The sequence below is a fragment of the Mesorhizobium sp. WSM4813 genome (assembly GCF_055811555.1).
On record NZ_JBVVQU010000028.1, the window covers coordinates 21,268 to 36,510 of the forward strand.

A 15,243-nucleotide genomic window follows, 5' to 3' on the forward strand; every position below is an offset into this window, starting at 1 on the left:
TTTTTACCGACGGAAAGGCGCGAAGCATCCGGCCTTGCGGCCAGTCACGTTGCAAATGTCTTCCCCTGTCGGTTCCGGCGGCCTCTAGCGGACTGCTCGGATGCCAAATTCACGCCGTTGCCCGGCGTCGTCTTGTCGTTTCGCGCACCGGATTTTGTCTTCCGCCACGCGCGGTCGGTTTTGGCCGACCGATCTCCTCGCCTCCGGCTCCTCCGCCGGCATTTTCCCGGCTGACGTCAGCCGGCCAGATGCCCTTCAGCACGCGCCAGCGCGGCGCGCTGTTCGGTTCGCGCGGCAAGCGCGTCTTCCAGCGTCACCGGAACGAAGCGCGCCGGGGTGTGCGGCTGGAGCTGGGCGATCAGGTCCATGTCGGCCGATATTACCACGCCCAGCATCATGTACCCGCCACCCGAAACCGCGTCCCGGTGAAGAACGATCGGCTCTGTGCCACTCGGCACCTGGACGGATCCATAAGGATAGCAGGCATCAACGATGTTCGAGGGGTCGGAGCCTGCACCGAAAGGCTGCTCGCGCTCAACGAACTCCAGCGGCGTTCCGCCACGGAAGCGATAGCCGATGCGGTCAGCTTCGGGCGCGACCTTCCAGGTTTCCTCAAAGAACCGATTGCCGGCAGTTTCAGTGATCCGATGCCAGTACATGCCGGGAAGCATTCTGAGTTCCGCCAAACTATTCCGCGCGCGGCGCAGATTTGCAGGCAGTGAAAGACCAGCTTTGCCGGAACCTTCGCCGACGGGAAGCTCATCACCCGCCTTCAGCGTGCGGCCGTGATGGCCGCCGAGTGCGCCCAGAATATAAGTCGAGCGAGAACCGAGAACCACCGGTACGTCGACGCCGCCGGAGACGGCCAGATAAGCGCGCGCGCCGCCCTTGAGGAAGCCAAAGGAAAGCCGGTCACCCGCCTTCACCGGAAAACTTTCCCAGGTCGGCCGTTCCTCGCCATTAAGTTTGGGTGGGAGTTCTCCTCCCGTGACGGCGATGACTGCGGATTGGGTGAATTCGAGTTCGGGGCCCATGAAGGTGGCTTCGAGCACCGCAGCACCCGGATCGTTGCCGACAAGCAGGTTTGCGATGCGTGTGGCAAAGCGGTCCATGCCGCCGCCTTCGGGAATGCCGACATGATAGTGGCCTGGTCGGCCAAGGTCCTGCACGGAAGTAGAGAGGCCGGGAGAGATTACCTTAACGGCCATTGATAAGCTCCGTCAGCTTTGCATTGGTGCCGTAAATATCGCTGTTGAAGTCCTTCAGGCTGAAGGTGCACTCGCGAACCGTCGGCTGCCACCGATTGGCTTCGATTTCCTCCAGCGTGCCGTCGTAGTCATCGCGGCCAATGGCCTTGAACTTGACGATGTCGCCTGGCTTGAACAGGCACATGTCCTCGGAGAGGTAGCGCACCTTCCTGGTCGGGTCGTAGATCGGGGCCGGGGTTATGCCATACATCTGGTAGCCGCCAGCGCCGCGCACCGAATAGATCGCTGCAAAGCAGCCGCCATGGCCAATGGTGAGCTTGGGAGTGTCGGTGCGTGGGCGCAAGTATTTCGGCGCCTGAATCTGTTTCTTGCGTTCAACCATCTGGTACAGGAAGGGCAGTCCAGCGACGAAGCCGACCATGGATACGAACCAGGGCTGGCCGGAATAGGCCGCGATAAACTCTTCCACCGTGGCGTAACCGTTGATGCGTGCCGAATATTCAAGATCGGTGGAGGACGGGTCCTGATGGCGCTCGCGAAAGCGCAAGCAGGTTTCACGCGTCCACGGATCCTGGAAATAAACCGGCAGTTCGATGATCCGGGTCTTCAGCACCGGGTCCGCCTTTGAGGCCGCCTCTTCCATCGACTTCAGTTCGCTGAGCAAATCCTGCGGCTTGACGATGTCGGGGTTGAAGCGAATCTGGAAGCTGGCGTTGGCTGGGCAGATCTCGGTGACACCTCGGATGCCTGCCGTACGCACCGCATTGGTCATCGAAAGGCCGGTAAAGAAGGAGGTGAGCGACATTTCTTCGGACACCTCACCGAAGATATGCTCGTCACCGCCGAAGTTGAATCGTATCGACATCGGTCCTCCTTTAGCCCGCCAAAGCTACGGCGTTTTCGATGAGCCAGCCTTCCAGCCAGCGGGTATGCACGTCTCCTGTCCGCACCGCAGGATCTGCGGCGAGCGCAAGAAACAGCGGCTTGGTGGTCTTGAGCCCGCCGATCTTCAACTCGTTGAGCGCGCGGATCAGGCGGACTATCGCCGCCTCGCGCGTCTCTGCATGCACGATCAGCTTGGCAAGGAGCGAGTCATAAAAGGGCGGCACCTGATAGCCTTGGTAGAGCATGGAATCGAAACGTACGCCCGGACCGCCGGGAATGCGAAGCTCGGCCACCTGCCCGGGGAATGGAGCGAACTCCTTCGCCGGGTCTTCGGCATTGAGCCGGACTTCGATCGCATGCCCCTTGACGGAGACATCGCCTTGCCGAATCCGCAGTTTCTCGCCGCCGGCGATGCGAAGCATCTCCGCAACGAGGTCGATGCCGGTGATCGCCTCGGTGACCGGGTGCTCAACCTGGATACGGGTGTTCATCTCGATGAAGTAAAAGCGGTCGGCTTCATCGTCATAAAGATACTCTACCGTGCCGGCACCAGAGTATTTGACCGCCTTGGCCAAAGCGACCGCCGAAGCGCAGAGCTCCTCGCGCAGCCTGTCGGAAAGTGCGCGCGACGGCGCCTCCTCCCAAACCTTCTGGCGTCGCCGCTGCAGCGAGCACTCCCGCTCGTAGCAGTGGATGGCATCGCTTCCGTCCGCCAGCACCTGCACCTCTATATGGCGGGCCTTACCGATAACCTTTTCCATGTAGAGACCGCCGTCGCCAAAGGCGGCGAGGGCTTCTGCTTCGGCCTGAGGAAAGGCTTGTTCGAACTCGGCGAGCGAGTTCGCAATGCGGATGCCCCGCCCGCCGCCGCCCGCCGCAGCCTTGATCATCACCGGAAAACCGGTTTCGGTCAGCACCTCGTGGCCAGCCTTGAGGCCCTCGACCCGGCCAGCCGAGCCAGGCACCACAGGGACACCTGCAGCGGCAGCGGCCGATCGCGCCGAGACCTTGTCTCCCATCATCCGGATCGCATCTCCCGACGGGCCGACGAAGACCAATCCAGCGCCTGTGACCGCGTCGGAAAACGCGGCATTCTCGGCAATGAAACCATAGCCAGGATGAACGCTGTCGCAACCGGTGTCGCGGGCAGCTTTCAGAATTGCTTCGACGTTGAGATAGGACTTCTTTGCTGCTGGTGGGCCGATGTTGACCGCTTCGTCCGCAAGCTGGACGTGGAGCGATCCCGCGTCTGCGGCCGAGTACACCGCCACGGTCGGGATGCCCAGATCTTGTGCGGCCCGGATGATCCTGACCGCTATCTCGCCCCGGTTGGCAACGAGAAGCTTTTTCAGCATCAGTCGAGATCCGCAATAGGGGCGCCGGCCATGATGGGGTCCTCATTGTCGGCTATGAAGCGGATGTTCGTACCGGCCGTCTCGGCCCTCACTTCGTGGAACGACTTCATCACTTCGATGAGACCGATTACGTCTCCGGCGGAAACCGCGTCGCCATCCGCCTTGTAGGGCGGCTGGTCTGGCGAAGCGCTCCGATAAAAAGTGCCGGGAAGAGGCGAAAGAATCTGGGCCATAAAAGCTCCGAAAAACTGCAGACAGACTAATTTGGAACCGCCTGCGCGGGCGGGTTCGGTCGAGTTCAGTGCCAAGGGGCGATTGCGGTGCGCACGGCTCTGGCTATTTCGATGGCGTTCGGCGTATCGGAATGCACGCAGATGGTTTCGCAGCGTACGGGGAAGAAACTGCCGTCCTCTGCCGTGCCCTCGCCCTCGCTGATGGCGCGTACGCAACGCTCGGCCATCTCTGCGGGGTCCTTGGCGTCATGAACGCGTGTCAAGATCAGCTTGCCGGAGGCATCGTAGTCGAGATCGGCATAGAACTCGGCGACGAATGGGATACCGCGCTCTTGATAGATCTTCTCGTGCAGGGTGCCCGTCATGCCGAAGAGGGGTACGCCGAAAACCTCTGCCGCGTCGCACACGCCATGGGCGATTGCCTCCTGCTGCATGGCCATGAAATAAAGGCTGCCATGCGGCTTGATATGGTGGAGTTCCACACCCTCGGCCTTGAGGAAGCCGGCAAGCGCTCCCACCTGGTAAATGATGGTGTTCCTGACTTCGTCGCGGGTCAGCCGCATCTCGCGCCGGCCGAAACCCTGAATGTCCGGCAAGCCTGGATGGGCGCCGATCTTTACGCCACTCGCCTTGGCGCTGCGGACGGCGGCGTGCATGTGATCTGGATCGGAGGCATGAAAACCACATGCGACATTAGCAACGTCGATGATCGGCATCATGCCCACATCATCGCCAACCTTGTAGAGGCCAAAGCTTTCGCCCATGTCACAGTTTAGCGTCACCGCCATCGCATTGTTACCCCTCGAAGCTGCCGTCTTTGCGGCGTTGCAGCATTTTTTGCGCATGCGAGGGCATTTGTGAAATAGTAGTTTATTGATTGTCATATCAAAAAAACAGATAATGGTTCTGGGCCGGAGCGCACCATGACCATCACCTTGAAACAGCTTGATTATTTTATCGCGACCGCCGAGAGCGGACAGGTCAGTCATGCCGCGGTGGAACTCAACATCTCACAGTCGGCGGTCACTGCGGCGATAAAGACGCTTGAGGCTGACCTGGGCGTACGGCTTTTGGAGCGTAACCACGCTGGCGTAAGATTGACGATGGAGGGCGCGCGGTTTCTTGAACATGCGCGTGTTATCACCGGGGCCGTCGCAGCCGCCGTCCGAAGCCCGTTGCGCGATAGGAAAGGCCTGGGGGGCAAGCTGCGGCTGGGCATGACCTACACGGTCGTCGGCTACTACATGTCGCGCCACTACGCGCGGTTTCGAAAGACCTATCCCGAGATCGAGGTCGAGGTGCTGGAACTGCCCCGAGACGCTCTCGAAAGCGGCTTGATGGGCGGGGACATCGACATGGCCGTGATGCTGGTGTCCAATCTGGAGCACACCGAGGAATTGGCGCAGGAGGTCTTGATGCGGTCGAACCGCCGGCTCTGGCTTTCGGCTGATCATCATCTGCTCGCGCGGCAGGAAATCAGCCTCGCCGATGTGGCGGCGGAGGATTATGTCATGCTGACAGTGGACGAGGCACGCACGACGGCCGCCCGTTACTGGGATGCCGCGGGCCTTTCGCTCCGCGCCGTCCTTACCACCAGTTCGGTCGAGGCCGTGCGGTCGCTCGTGGCTGCCGGCATGGGGGTCACTGTCCTGTCCGACATGGTTTACCGCCCCTGGTCCTTGGAGGGGCAGCGCATCGAAGTGCGCGGGCTTGTCGAGCCGATCCCCACTATGGATGTCGGCCTGGCCTGGTCGCGTGACAGACCAATCGACCCGGCGGCGGCGGCCTTCCGGGCCTTCATGTCCGTGACCATGGGCGGCGGCGGCTAACCGCCGGCCCGTCAGACAGACGCATTACCTCAGGCTGGCTGGTTGAGCAGCGGGTAGCTTACAAGCACGGAGCGTGCCGCAACATTCGAGTGGGAGTGAGGGGAGAGTGGCGCGCAGTAGATAGCTACGGAAACTGTTATCCGGCCATCGAACGGCTCCGCGATATGGTATCGGCGCCTCTGGCAAAGGAGACGTCCCGATGGACCCGAACAGCGGAACGACGAAGCAATCAAAGGGAAAGATGACACTAGAGTGTATCAATCCGCGCGATCGACCGACCCAAAGACTATACTCAAGTCGTTGTCGCAAGTGGGACTAAGCTCATATTCGTCGCTGGTCAGGAACCGGAAGACATCGACGGGAAGCTTGTAGGCCCCGGTGATCTAGCGATTCAAGCACGCCAGGTGTTCGCCAATCTTGGTCGAGCCCTTGCAGCCGCCGGTGCCTTCCCCGAACAAGTGGCAAAGATTACGATCTACGTTGTTGATTACGAGCGCGATCGCCATCTGGCGATCATCGAAGAAGCTCGAGTGGTGCTGTTCGGTGATCACAAGCCTGCCGACGTCCTCGTCGGGGTCACTGCCCTTTCTCCTGGTTATCTCATCGAGGTTGATGCGTTCGCGGTTGTGGATGGGTGGCGCGGCTCGCATCATGCCAGAAATTGCGTCGGCACGCCGAGAACCGGTCCAGCCTCGGCGAGCTTTTGGTCGAGCGTATGTACCGTGGCGCCATGCTCCGATGCCGCGGCGAGATGCAGCGCGTCACCAGCGCGAAGCCCGAGACTATGCTGATCGACAAACTTTGCCGCCGTGCGGAAATGCCCGCCGGTGACCGGCATTACGGTGAAGCTCTCGGCGACCCAGCTTATGGAACATCGCCAGCGCTGCTGCGCGCTGCTCCAGGTTGATCTGTCCGGTTCGCAGCTTGATCGCCATGGCCGACGACATCTCGGTGATGGTCCAGTCGCTGATCAGAAACTGCGCGGGGTCCTGCTCCGCCAGCCAGCTCTGAACGCGCGGCGTCGTCGCTTCATTTGAAAGGGCGGCAACGATCAGCGACGTGTCGAGATAGTGCATCAGTAGCGGTCGCCATCCCGCATCGACCGTACCAGATCGGCAGAACGCTCGGCCTGAGGCGGCATGGTCTCGGTCAAGGATTGCAAGAGGGCCGCGTCAATCCGCCGCCGCGGTCTTGCCACGGCGGTGAGCCGTGCGACCGGTTTACCCCGCCGAGTGATGTCGATCGAATCTCCTGCCTCGACCCGATCCACTAGCTCGCTCAGATGGGCTTTGGCATCTGCCAGGTTGATCACACTCATGCCACGCTCCTGACCATGTAGATGGTCATATAGCGTATTGCGCTTAACACTTCCAGCGAGAGTTTTTACGCGTCACGCTCTGACCCGGGGCGCCGCTCGGCGCAAAGCCAGATCATTGCAGTCGGCTGTTGTGTCGCAGCACGAGGCCGACTGCGCCGAGCAATGCATCGTTCTCTGTGTGCTTGCCAACGATTATTCGCGTGCGCAAGGCGGGCGCGATATCGCGGGACTTGATGAGCGTGTGGCGTTCATATGACGCGATCAGCGGTGCCAGGAGAATATCGCCTGCCAAAGCCATGCGGCCTCCGATGATGATGAGTGGCGGATTGATCACCGAGCCGATCAAGCCAAGACCACGGCCGGCGAACTCGGCGGTGTCCTCGATCATACGCAGCGCCCCGACGTCGCCCTGTTCAGCCATCATGATCACCTCGTCCATCGTGACCGATCGCCGCACGATGCGCGAAATCTGCTCCAGCGGCCGGGCAAAACTCGCATAGAGCTCCAGGCATCCGCGATTGCCGCACCGGCAAAGCTCGCCGCCGGGATCGATGCTGATGTGCCCGAATTCGCCGGCGCCGCCGGCGATGCCAGTCACCAGCCGGCCATGCTGGACAATGGCCCCGCCGACGCCCAGATCGATCTTGAACAGCACGAAATCGTCCTGGCCGACGGCCGCGCCCCACATCAGCTCCGCAATGGCCGAGCAGTTGCTCTCGTTGTCGGCGAAAATCGGCTGTTCGAGAACCGGCCCGAACACATCGCGGATGTTGACCCCGGCCCAGGTCGGAACAATACTCGCACGCTGCACCACTCCTTCGCGGCTGACAGGACCCGAGACGGAAACCCCAACCCCCAGGAGCCCCGCCATCGGCAGACCGTTCTCTTCGTAACATTGGGTAATTGCTGACTTGGCGAGCTGGGCCGCCTGTTGCGGCTGGTAGTCCAGACCCATAGGGATAGTTTGTTCGGCAATGACAGAATGCGACACGTCCGCGACGACGCACCGTATCTCGTCGAGGCCTAGGTGGATTCCGACGCAGGTGCCCGCAGCGGGATTGAGCGTCAAGGTCGCGGCAGGCCTGCCGATGCCCCTGGCCCCGTCATGGTGGGCCGAGGATTCGATCACCATTCCGGACTTTCTCAAGCCGTTGAGTGCGGTTGAAACCGTCGACCGCGCCAAACCGGTGATGTGCGCGATTTGCGACGCAGAAAGCACGCCGCGCTCACGCAGGCATCGCACGATCAGGCTCTCCGGTGATGCGGAGGGCTTGTCGATCAGCCAATATCTAAGCGAAGGTTTGTTCATGATGAGCACAAAGGACGTTGACTGATAGCTCAAATATGTCATCTTGGAAAGAACGGAGATTACTGCATCTCCGTCTGCGAAGAGCTCAAATCGCGGTCACAAGCGGTCGATACGAACCGTACATCACCATATGGGAGTAAACGATGGAATATCTGAGGACGGCCCTTGCGGCCGCTGCGGCGTACACCCTTGTTGCGGGAGCCGCGTTCGCAGAGCCCAAGACCAACCTGTTGCATCAATGGGCGACCGGCTCGGACGCCCAGGCTATCGCCAAGCTCGGCGAGATGTTTACCGCCAAGGGTGGCACCTGGCAGCAGACCTCCATCGCAGGCCACACGGCCAACACGCTGGCGAAACTGCGCGCCGACGTTATCGCCGGCAATGCACCCCCAGCGGTGCAGCTCAAGGGACCCGAGATCGCCGAATGGAACGAGACCGGCATGACAGCCAATCTCGACGAACTGGCGACAGCGGAAAATTGGGAGAAAGTCGTCGCTCCCGAATTGCTGCCGGTGATGAAGCCGACCGGCAGCTGGGTGGCGGCGCCGATGAATATCCATCGCATCAACTGGCTGTGGGCATCGCCGAAGGTCATGCAGGAAGCAGGCGTCGCCGAGGTGCCGAAGACATGGGCAGACTTCAACGCCGCCTGCGACAAGATCGTGGCGTCAGGCAAAATCTGCATCTCGCACTCGACTGCCGACTGGACCGATTCGACGGTCTTCGAGGTCGTGGTCTACGGAATGGATCTCGATCTCTTCAAGAAAGCCTTCGTCGAGGGTGACGTCGAGGCGATGCGCAGCGACGGCATGGTCAAAGCCTTCGAACAGTTCCGCACCATGACGACGAAATATATGGATCCCGGCATGAACGGGCGCGACTGGGATACCATGTCGCATCTGGTCGGCCGCGGCGAGGCCGCCTTCCACATCATGGGCGATTGGACGCTCGGCCTGCTCACGGCCGGCGGCTTCAAGGAGGGCACCGACTATGTCTGCGCCCAGGCGCCGACTGACTGGGGCAGGCCGGGCTTCATCCTGAATTCCGACTCGGTCGTGTTCTTCCAGCAGAAGGATCCGGACTATATCGAGGGGCAGAAACTGCTCGCCAGCACGATCCTGTCGCCCGAGTTTCAGACGATTTTCAATCAGACCAAAGGCTCAATCCCTGCCCGTCTCGACGTCGATCTTTCGAACGGCTTCAATTCCTGCCAGCAGCTCTCCCAGAAGGATCTGCAGGCGTCGATCGATGGCGGCACGCTTGTCCGTTCTATGGCGCACAACATGACGATCCCGCAGAAGGTGCGCGGCGCGATCATGGATACCGTCACCGAATTCGTAGCGACGCCGGACATGACCGCGCAGGACGCTGCCAGTGCCATGGCCGATGCGGCCGAAGCGCAGATGTGAAGACGCTGCCGATGATTGGCCCGGCGTGGCGCGCCTGGCCCGACTTCGCGGGAGCAGTCGATGTCCACGCGTGACCTGACTGTACCGGTTGCGGCTCCCGCAACCCCGTGGCGGGAGCGCCTGGGCACGATTGTGCCCATTCTGGTGCTGGCGCCGTCGCTTGCGGCGAGTTTCATCTACGTCTTCGTCTTCACGCTCTGGACGCTGTATCTCTCGCTCTCCAATTCGTCGCTGATGCCGACCTATGGGTTCGCCGGCCTGGACAATTATGCTTCGCTCTGGGCGAACCGGCGCTGGAACATCGCCTATACCAACCTCTTCCTGTTCAGCGGCTTCTATATCGTCGGCTCGATGGCCATCGGACTGCTTCTCGCGATCCTGATCGACCAGCGCGTTCGCGGCGAGGCGGTCTGGCGCACGATCTTCCTCTATCCGCTGGCAGTCTCCTTCATCGTCACCGGCACGGTGTGGAGCTGGCTCTATAATCCCGTCGACGGCATCCAGGCCTTCGTGCGGGGGCTCGGCTGGGCCGACTTCAGCTTCGCCCTGACGGCCAACCGCAACACCGCGATCTATGCGGTGATCATAACCGGTATCTGGCAGTCGTCCGGCTTCGCAATGGCGCTTTTCCTGGCTGGCCTGCGATCGGTCGATCCGGATCTCGTCAAGGCAGCGCAGATCGACGGTGCGTCGGTTTTCCGAACCTATCGGAAGGTCATCCTGCCGACGATCGCCCCGATTTTTCTGGCGGTGGCGGTCATTCAGATCCAGTTCGCCATCAAGACGTTCGACCTGGTGGCGGCGTTGACGCGGGGTGGGCCAGGTGTGTCGACTACCTTCCCGGCGATCTACGTCTACGACCTGATGTTCCAGCGCGGGCAGATCGGCGAGGGTGCCGCCGCGGCGATGATGATGCTCGCGGCCCTCGCGGTTGTGCTGGTGCCCTATTCCTTGTGGATCGTCTGGCGCAGGCGGGCGGAGGGCCGCAATGGCTGAAATTGCCCCGAACGCCCGGCATGATCCCGAAGCGGCCGCGGCTACGCGGCGATATTTCTGGAACCGCTTTCTTATCTATGCGGTGCTTACGCTTTTTGCGGTCATCTACCTTGCACCGCTTCTGGTCGTGGTCTTCAACTCGTTGCGGGAGCAGTCCGAGATTGCCCGCAACGGCCTCATCTCCCTGCCGCGCAGCTTCCGCCTCGACGCGTGGGCGGAGGCCTGGGGCACTTATTGCGTCAGCGGCACCTGCGAAGGCATGAAGCGCAATTTCTTCAACTCGCTCTGGATGGCGATCCCGGCGACGGTCATCTCCACGCTCCTCGGCGCCATGAACGGCTACGTGCTGTCGAAATGGCGCTTCAAGGGCTCGGAAATTCTGTTCAATCTGATGCTGCTCGGCGTCTTCATGCCCGGCCAGATCTCGCTGATGCCGTGGGCGTTCCTGCTCGGCAAACTCGGCCTGACCAATTCGACATACGGGCTGGTCTTGATACACGTGGTCCAGGGCATCTCATTCACCACCTTGTTCTGCCGCAATTTCTACGTCAGCATACCGGACGATCTTATCAAGGCGGCACGCATCGACGGCGCCGGCTTCTGGCGGATTTTCCGCAAGATCATCCTGCCGCTGTCGCCGCCGATTTTGATTGTCACCGTTATCTGGCAATTCACCGGTATCTGGAACGAGTATCTGTTCGGCGTCGTCTTCACCTCCGGCCAGCAGCAGCCGATTACGGCGGCATTGGTCGCGCTCACTGCCGGCGGCACGACCGCCCGTGCTTACGATGTGATGAGCGCAGCCGTGCTGATCGGCGCGCTGCCGCCGCTGCTGATCTACCTGTTCGGTGGAAAGTACTTCGTGCGCGGCCTGACACAAGGCGCCATCAAATGAGGCGCCATCAAATGAGGCACCGCCCATGTCCGCGCTGATGATCCGCGACCTTCACAAGAGCTATGGCGGGCTCGAGATCCTGGCCGGCATCAATCTCGAGGCGCGGACCGGGGAATTCATCGCCCTTGTCGGTCCCTCCGGCTGCGGCAAGTCAACCTTGCTCGCCATGATCGCCGGCTTGGAAACCGTCACGTCGGGTGAGATCTGGATTGGCGACCGGCTGGTGAACTCCGTGCAGCCCAAGGACCGCGACATAGCGATGGTGTTCCAGTCATACGCCCTCTATCCCACGATGACGGTGCGCCAGAACATCACCTTCGGCATGGAAAGCCGAGGCGTGGCCAAAGCGGAGCAGGCGGAAGCCGTAAAGCGGGTCGCCGCACTCCTGCAGATCGAGCAGTTGCTCAAACGCAAGCCGGGGCAGCTGTCGGGTGGGCAGCGGCAGCGCGTCGCGATGGGACGCGCCCTGGTACGCGACCCAAAACTGTTTTTGTTCGACGAGCCGCTGTCCAATCTCGACGCCAAGCTGCGCGTCGACATGCGCACCGAAATCAGGAAGCTGCACCATCGCGTCGGCAAGACGACGGTCTACGTCACCCATGATCAAGTCGAGGCGATGACGCTCGCGTCCCGCATTGCGGTGATGAACCAGGGCTCGGTGCAGCAGTTCGACACGCCGAAGCGGATCTATGACCGGCCGACCAACATGTTCGTGGCCGGTTTCATGGGATCGCCGGCGATGAATTTCATCCCCGCCCGGCTTACCGGCTCAAGCAGCATCGCGGTGCGCGCCGCTGACGGCAGCGACGCCACTCTTGCCCTTGCCGCGCCGCAGCCCGCTGGTGCGCCAAAGGACGTGGTGCTCGGTGTTCGGCCCGAACACGTCTACCGCTTCACGGCGGACCTGAAGTCCCGCAAACCTGCTGTGCAGCCCTTGCAGGCGCCGGTCGAACTGGTCGAGCCGACCGGCGCCGAGACGCTTGCCGTCCTTAGGCTAGGCGACCTGGAGGTCACCGGACGTTTCGAGCCGGATGACGCTCCCGTCATGGGCGAGACGATAACACTCGGCATCGACATGTCGCGCGCCTGTCTGTTCGATCCAACAACCAAGGCGCTTCTGTGATCTAATGGCCGTACAATTCGCGACTTACCCGAGCTTGACCGATCGCGTCGTGCTGATCTCCGGCGGCGCCTCCGGCATCGGGGCCGATATGGTCCGCGCCTTCGTGGCGAATGGCGCCCGCGTGGGCTTTCTCGATGTGCAGGATGAACCCGCGGAGGCGCTGGTGCGCGAGCTCAGTGGTACCGCGGCCCCGCTGTATCTCCACTGCGACGTGACCGACGTCGCTGCGCTGCAGGCGTCGGTCGAAGGCGTGCGCGCGCGGCTTGGTCCGGTCGCCGTTCTGGTGAACAACGCTGCCGATGATCAGCGCCATCCCGTTGACGCGGTGACAGCCGAATATTGGGACCGCAGCTTCGACGTCAATCTGCGGCATCATTTCTTCGCCGCGCAGGCTGTGCATCCGCATATGAAGGAACTCGGCTTCGGCTCGATCATAAACTTCTCTTCCATAGCCTGGCGTTTCGGCGCGGACCAGATGGCGGCCTATGCCACCGCCAAGGGGGCTGTCGTGGCCCTGACCCGCGCTCTGGCGCGGTCATTCGGACCTGACAACATCCGCGTCAATGCAGTCGAACCCGGCGCCGTCATCACCGAGCGGCAGCGCGAGCTGTGGTTCAAGACGCAGGACGCAATCGACCAGACGGTGCAGCGGCAATTGATCCGCCGCGTCCTGCTCGGCGAAGAGATTGCACGGACCGTGCTCTTCCTTGCCGCCGATGACAGCCGCATGATCACGAAGCAGTCCATCACCGTCGATGCCGGGCTGCGCTGATGCGATCGCTTCCACATCTTCCAACGGGACTGCCAAACTGATGCTTCGCCTCGGTCTCAACCCTTACGGACTGACCTACACTCTCGGCCTGCAGGGTCGCGGCACGCCGCGGCACAATCCGGATGGGGCAGGGCTGGAAGGCTTCATGGCGCTCGCGCAGGAACTCGGCGCACGGACGCTCGAGATCTACGAACCATGGTTGACCGACTTGCCGGATGCCGAGGTCGTCGACCTGCGCAAGCGTCTGACCGCGCTTGACATCGTCCCGGTGGTAAGCGGCGGACTGCTCGTGGCAGGTCCGTTGGACAACGCGTTTCGCGCCGCGCGCCTGCTCGAGGCGACGACGATCCGTATCGCACTGACCCCCGTCCTGTGCGGTGACCGCAACGTCTGGGGCGGGAAATGGAATGAGTTCAACGCGACGATCCGCGCTGCCCTGACGGAATGGGGGCCGCGCGCGGCGGCTGAGGCCCGGGTGCTCGGCATCGAGAACCACCAGGACTTCGGCAGCGACGAACTGGTCGCGTTCTGCGAACTCGGCGGGCCCGGTGTCGGCATCACCTACGATACAGGCAACACGTTTCCCGTCGGCGAGGCGCCGCTTGCCTTCACGCGGCGGATCGCGCCCTATGTCCGCCATGTCCATCTCAAGGACTATCGCGTGCAGTTCACGGATGAGGGCTATCGTCTGGTCCGCTGCGCGATCGGCGACGGCGCCGTGCCTTTCGCCGAACTGGCAGCTATCCTTGCCGAGTACCATGACACGCTGACGGCCGTGCTCGAGCCGGGCGCGCTGGAGGCACGCCACGTTCGCTGTCTCACCGACGACTGGTGGAACGGATATGCGCCCAAGACTGCGCGCGAGTTCGCGGCCTGCCTGAGTGCCGCGCGCGTGAACCGTCTTGCGGACGATGCTGACTACGGAACGCCATGGGAGCGCGACGATGACGACGCGCTTGTTTCGTATGAGCTCGACATGATCGGGCGCAGCGCCGCCAACATGAAGAAGTTCGATTTCATTGCAATGGAGAAATCAGCATGACTGCCCGAGAACTCAGCGGCCTGACTGCCTTCGTGACCGGCTCGGGACGCGGCCTCGGCCGCGTCATGGCCGAACGCCTGGCCGAACTCGGCGCAAACGTCGCGATCCACGATCTCGATTGGACCCGGCCATCGCAATATGGCGAATTCGCAGACCTCGGCGAATCCGCCAGGGGTTTGGAAAAGCATGGGACACGGGTGACCGCGGTCACCGGCAACATCGGCGACAAGCAAGCCGTTGCCGAAATGAAGAGGAAGATCGAGGCGGAGCTCGGCGATGTGCATGTTCTGGTCAACTGCGCCGGCGGCGACATCGGCGCCAAGGGGGTAAAGCCCAGTCCCAACAACGCGCTCGACATCGACTATGATGACATCAAGGTTCTGACCGAGAACAATCTCATCGGCACCATGCTGGTCTGCCAGGCGTTCATTCCGCCTATGGTCAAGCGCGGCTCAGGCTCGGTGATCAACATTGCCTCGGCGGCAGCGCATATCGGATGCTCGCCGGAGGTGGTCTACTCCACGCTCAAGGCGGCCGTCGTCCATTATACGCGCTGCCTCGCCAAGGAATTGATCGACGACGGCGTGCGCATCAATGCGGTGAGCCCCGGCGCAACCAAGACGGCACGGTTCCAGGCGAGCCGCGTCGTCGATCCGGAGCGCATGGATTCGAGCAAGAAATCGCTGAACCGGTATGCCGAGCCTGAAGAGATCGCCGAAGCGGTAGCGTTCCTCGCCGGTCCGCGCGCGCGTTTCATCAACGGGCAGGTCATTCGCGTCGATGGCGGTTTCACCATCTTCCCAGGTTGAAGCGCGGCCGTTCACACCGCGAACTGTCGGGCTGAGGGCACCCCAATGAGCAGGGCCACG

At 61.9% G+C, this 15,243-nt stretch carries 15 protein-coding genes and 3 pseudogenes; 9 read left to right on the forward strand and 9 right to left on the reverse strand.

Annotated elements, in window-relative coordinates:
• Positions 1-236: 236 nt before the first annotated feature.
• From AC0L25_RS17620 to AC0L25_RS17640, 5 genes are all read right to left on the reverse strand, one after another.
• Positions 237-1,208 (reverse strand): 5-oxoprolinase subunit C family protein, encoded by a 972-nt coding sequence (locus AC0L25_RS17620; RefSeq protein ID WP_473596679.1) that lies wholly within the window; start codon positions 1,206-1,208, stop codon positions 237-239.
• Positions 1,198-2,073, reverse strand: a complete 876-nt coding sequence (locus AC0L25_RS17625; RefSeq protein ID WP_473596680.1) for a 5-oxoprolinase subunit B family protein — start codon at positions 2,071-2,073, stop codon at positions 1,198-1,200. Before AC0L25_RS17625 ends, AC0L25_RS17620 begins: the two co-directional genes overlap by 11 nt.
• Before the next feature lie 10 nt (positions 2,074-2,083).
• The gene (locus AC0L25_RS17630; RefSeq protein ID WP_473596681.1) at positions 2,084-3,448 is read right to left on the reverse strand and encodes an acetyl-CoA carboxylase biotin carboxylase subunit; all 1,365 of its coding nucleotides are present in this window, start codon (positions 3,446-3,448) and stop codon (positions 2,084-2,086) included.
• The gene (locus tag AC0L25_RS17635; protein ID WP_013533152.1) at positions 3,448-3,681 is read right to left on the reverse strand and encodes an acetyl-CoA carboxylase; all 234 of its coding nucleotides are present in this window, start codon (positions 3,679-3,681) and stop codon (positions 3,448-3,450) included. Before AC0L25_RS17635 ends, AC0L25_RS17630 begins: the two co-directional genes overlap by 1 nt.
• Positions 3,682-3,746: 65 nt before the next feature.
• Positions 3,747-4,469: a LamB/YcsF family protein gene (locus AC0L25_RS17640; protein ID WP_354487305.1), complete on the reverse strand. Its 723-nt coding sequence runs from the start codon at positions 4,467-4,469 to the stop codon at positions 3,747-3,749.
• Positions 4,470-4,604: 135 nt separating this feature from the next.
• Between AC0L25_RS17640 and AC0L25_RS17645 the strand changes: the two genes are divergently transcribed.
• A complete protein-coding gene (locus AC0L25_RS17645; RefSeq protein ID WP_473596682.1) occupies positions 4,605-5,510 on the forward strand; it encodes a LysR family transcriptional regulator in 906 nt (301 codons plus the stop codon).
• A 323-nt stretch (positions 5,511-5,833) separates the two neighbouring features.
• A pseudogene (locus tag AC0L25_RS17650) lies at positions 5,834-6,079 on the forward strand (Rid family hydrolase); the annotation flags it as partial.
• Positions 6,080-6,159: 80 nt separating this feature from the next.
• On the opposite strand, the pseudogene AC0L25_RS17655 reads toward AC0L25_RS17650, so the two are convergent.
• From AC0L25_RS17655 to AC0L25_RS17670, 4 genes and pseudogenes are all read right to left on the reverse strand, one after another.
• A pseudogene (locus AC0L25_RS17655) lies at positions 6,160-6,586 on the reverse strand (type II toxin-antitoxin system VapC family toxin).
• Complete coding sequence (locus tag AC0L25_RS17660) at positions 6,586-6,828, reverse strand: type II toxin-antitoxin system Phd/YefM family antitoxin (RefSeq protein WP_473596683.1); 243 nt, start codon at positions 6,826-6,828, stop codon at positions 6,586-6,588. Before AC0L25_RS17660 ends, AC0L25_RS17655 begins: the two are co-directional and overlap by 1 nt.
• A gap of 112 nt (positions 6,829-6,940) precedes the next feature.
• A complete protein-coding gene (locus tag AC0L25_RS17665) occupies positions 6,941-7,897 on the reverse strand; it encodes an ROK family protein (protein ID WP_473596737.1) in 957 nt (318 codons plus the stop codon).
• A gap of 111 nt (positions 7,898-8,008) precedes the next feature.
• A pseudogene (locus tag AC0L25_RS17670) lies at positions 8,009-8,179 on the reverse strand (hypothetical protein); the annotation flags it as partial.
• Positions 8,180-8,280: 101 nt separating this feature from the next.
• Between AC0L25_RS17670 and AC0L25_RS17675 the strand changes: the two are divergent.
• The 7 genes from AC0L25_RS17675 to AC0L25_RS17705 all read left to right on the forward strand — a co-directional run bounded on the left by AC0L25_RS17675 (position 8,281) and on the right by AC0L25_RS17705 (position 15,183).
• Positions 8,281-9,546 carry an ABC transporter substrate-binding protein gene (locus tag AC0L25_RS17675; RefSeq protein ID WP_473596684.1) on the forward strand — a complete coding sequence of 422 codons (1,266 nt, stop codon included), beginning with the start codon at positions 8,281-8,283 and terminating at the stop codon, positions 9,544-9,546.
• Between the two features lie 60 nt (positions 9,547-9,606).
• The gene (locus AC0L25_RS17680; RefSeq protein ID WP_473596685.1) at positions 9,607-10,542 is read left to right on the forward strand and encodes a carbohydrate ABC transporter permease; all 936 of its coding nucleotides are present in this window, start codon (positions 9,607-9,609) and stop codon (positions 10,540-10,542) included.
• Positions 10,535-11,437, forward strand: a complete 903-nt coding sequence (locus tag AC0L25_RS17685; protein WP_473596686.1) for a carbohydrate ABC transporter permease — start codon at positions 10,535-10,537, stop codon at positions 11,435-11,437. Before AC0L25_RS17680 ends, AC0L25_RS17685 begins: the two co-directional genes overlap by 8 nt.
• A gap of 25 nt (positions 11,438-11,462) precedes the next feature.
• Entirely contained in the window at positions 11,463-12,560 is a 1,098-nt protein-coding gene (locus AC0L25_RS17690) for an ABC transporter ATP-binding protein (protein ID WP_473596687.1), read from the forward strand.
• Between the two features lie 4 nt (positions 12,561-12,564).
• Positions 12,565-13,332, forward strand: coding sequence for an SDR family NAD(P)-dependent oxidoreductase (locus AC0L25_RS17695; RefSeq protein WP_473596688.1), 768 nt, complete (start codon positions 12,565-12,567; stop codon positions 13,330-13,332).
• A gap of 145 nt (positions 13,333-13,477) precedes the next feature.
• Positions 13,478-14,374: a sugar phosphate isomerase/epimerase family protein gene (locus AC0L25_RS17700; RefSeq protein WP_473596689.1), complete on the forward strand. Its 897-nt coding sequence runs from the start codon at positions 13,478-13,480 to the stop codon at positions 14,372-14,374.
• Positions 14,371-15,183 carry an SDR family NAD(P)-dependent oxidoreductase gene (locus AC0L25_RS17705; RefSeq protein WP_473596690.1) on the forward strand — a complete coding sequence of 271 codons (813 nt, stop codon included), beginning with the start codon at positions 14,371-14,373 and terminating at the stop codon, positions 15,181-15,183. The genes AC0L25_RS17700 and AC0L25_RS17705 overlap by 4 nt, the downstream gene beginning before the upstream one ends.
• The last annotated feature ends 60 nt before the right edge of the window (positions 15,184-15,243 follow it).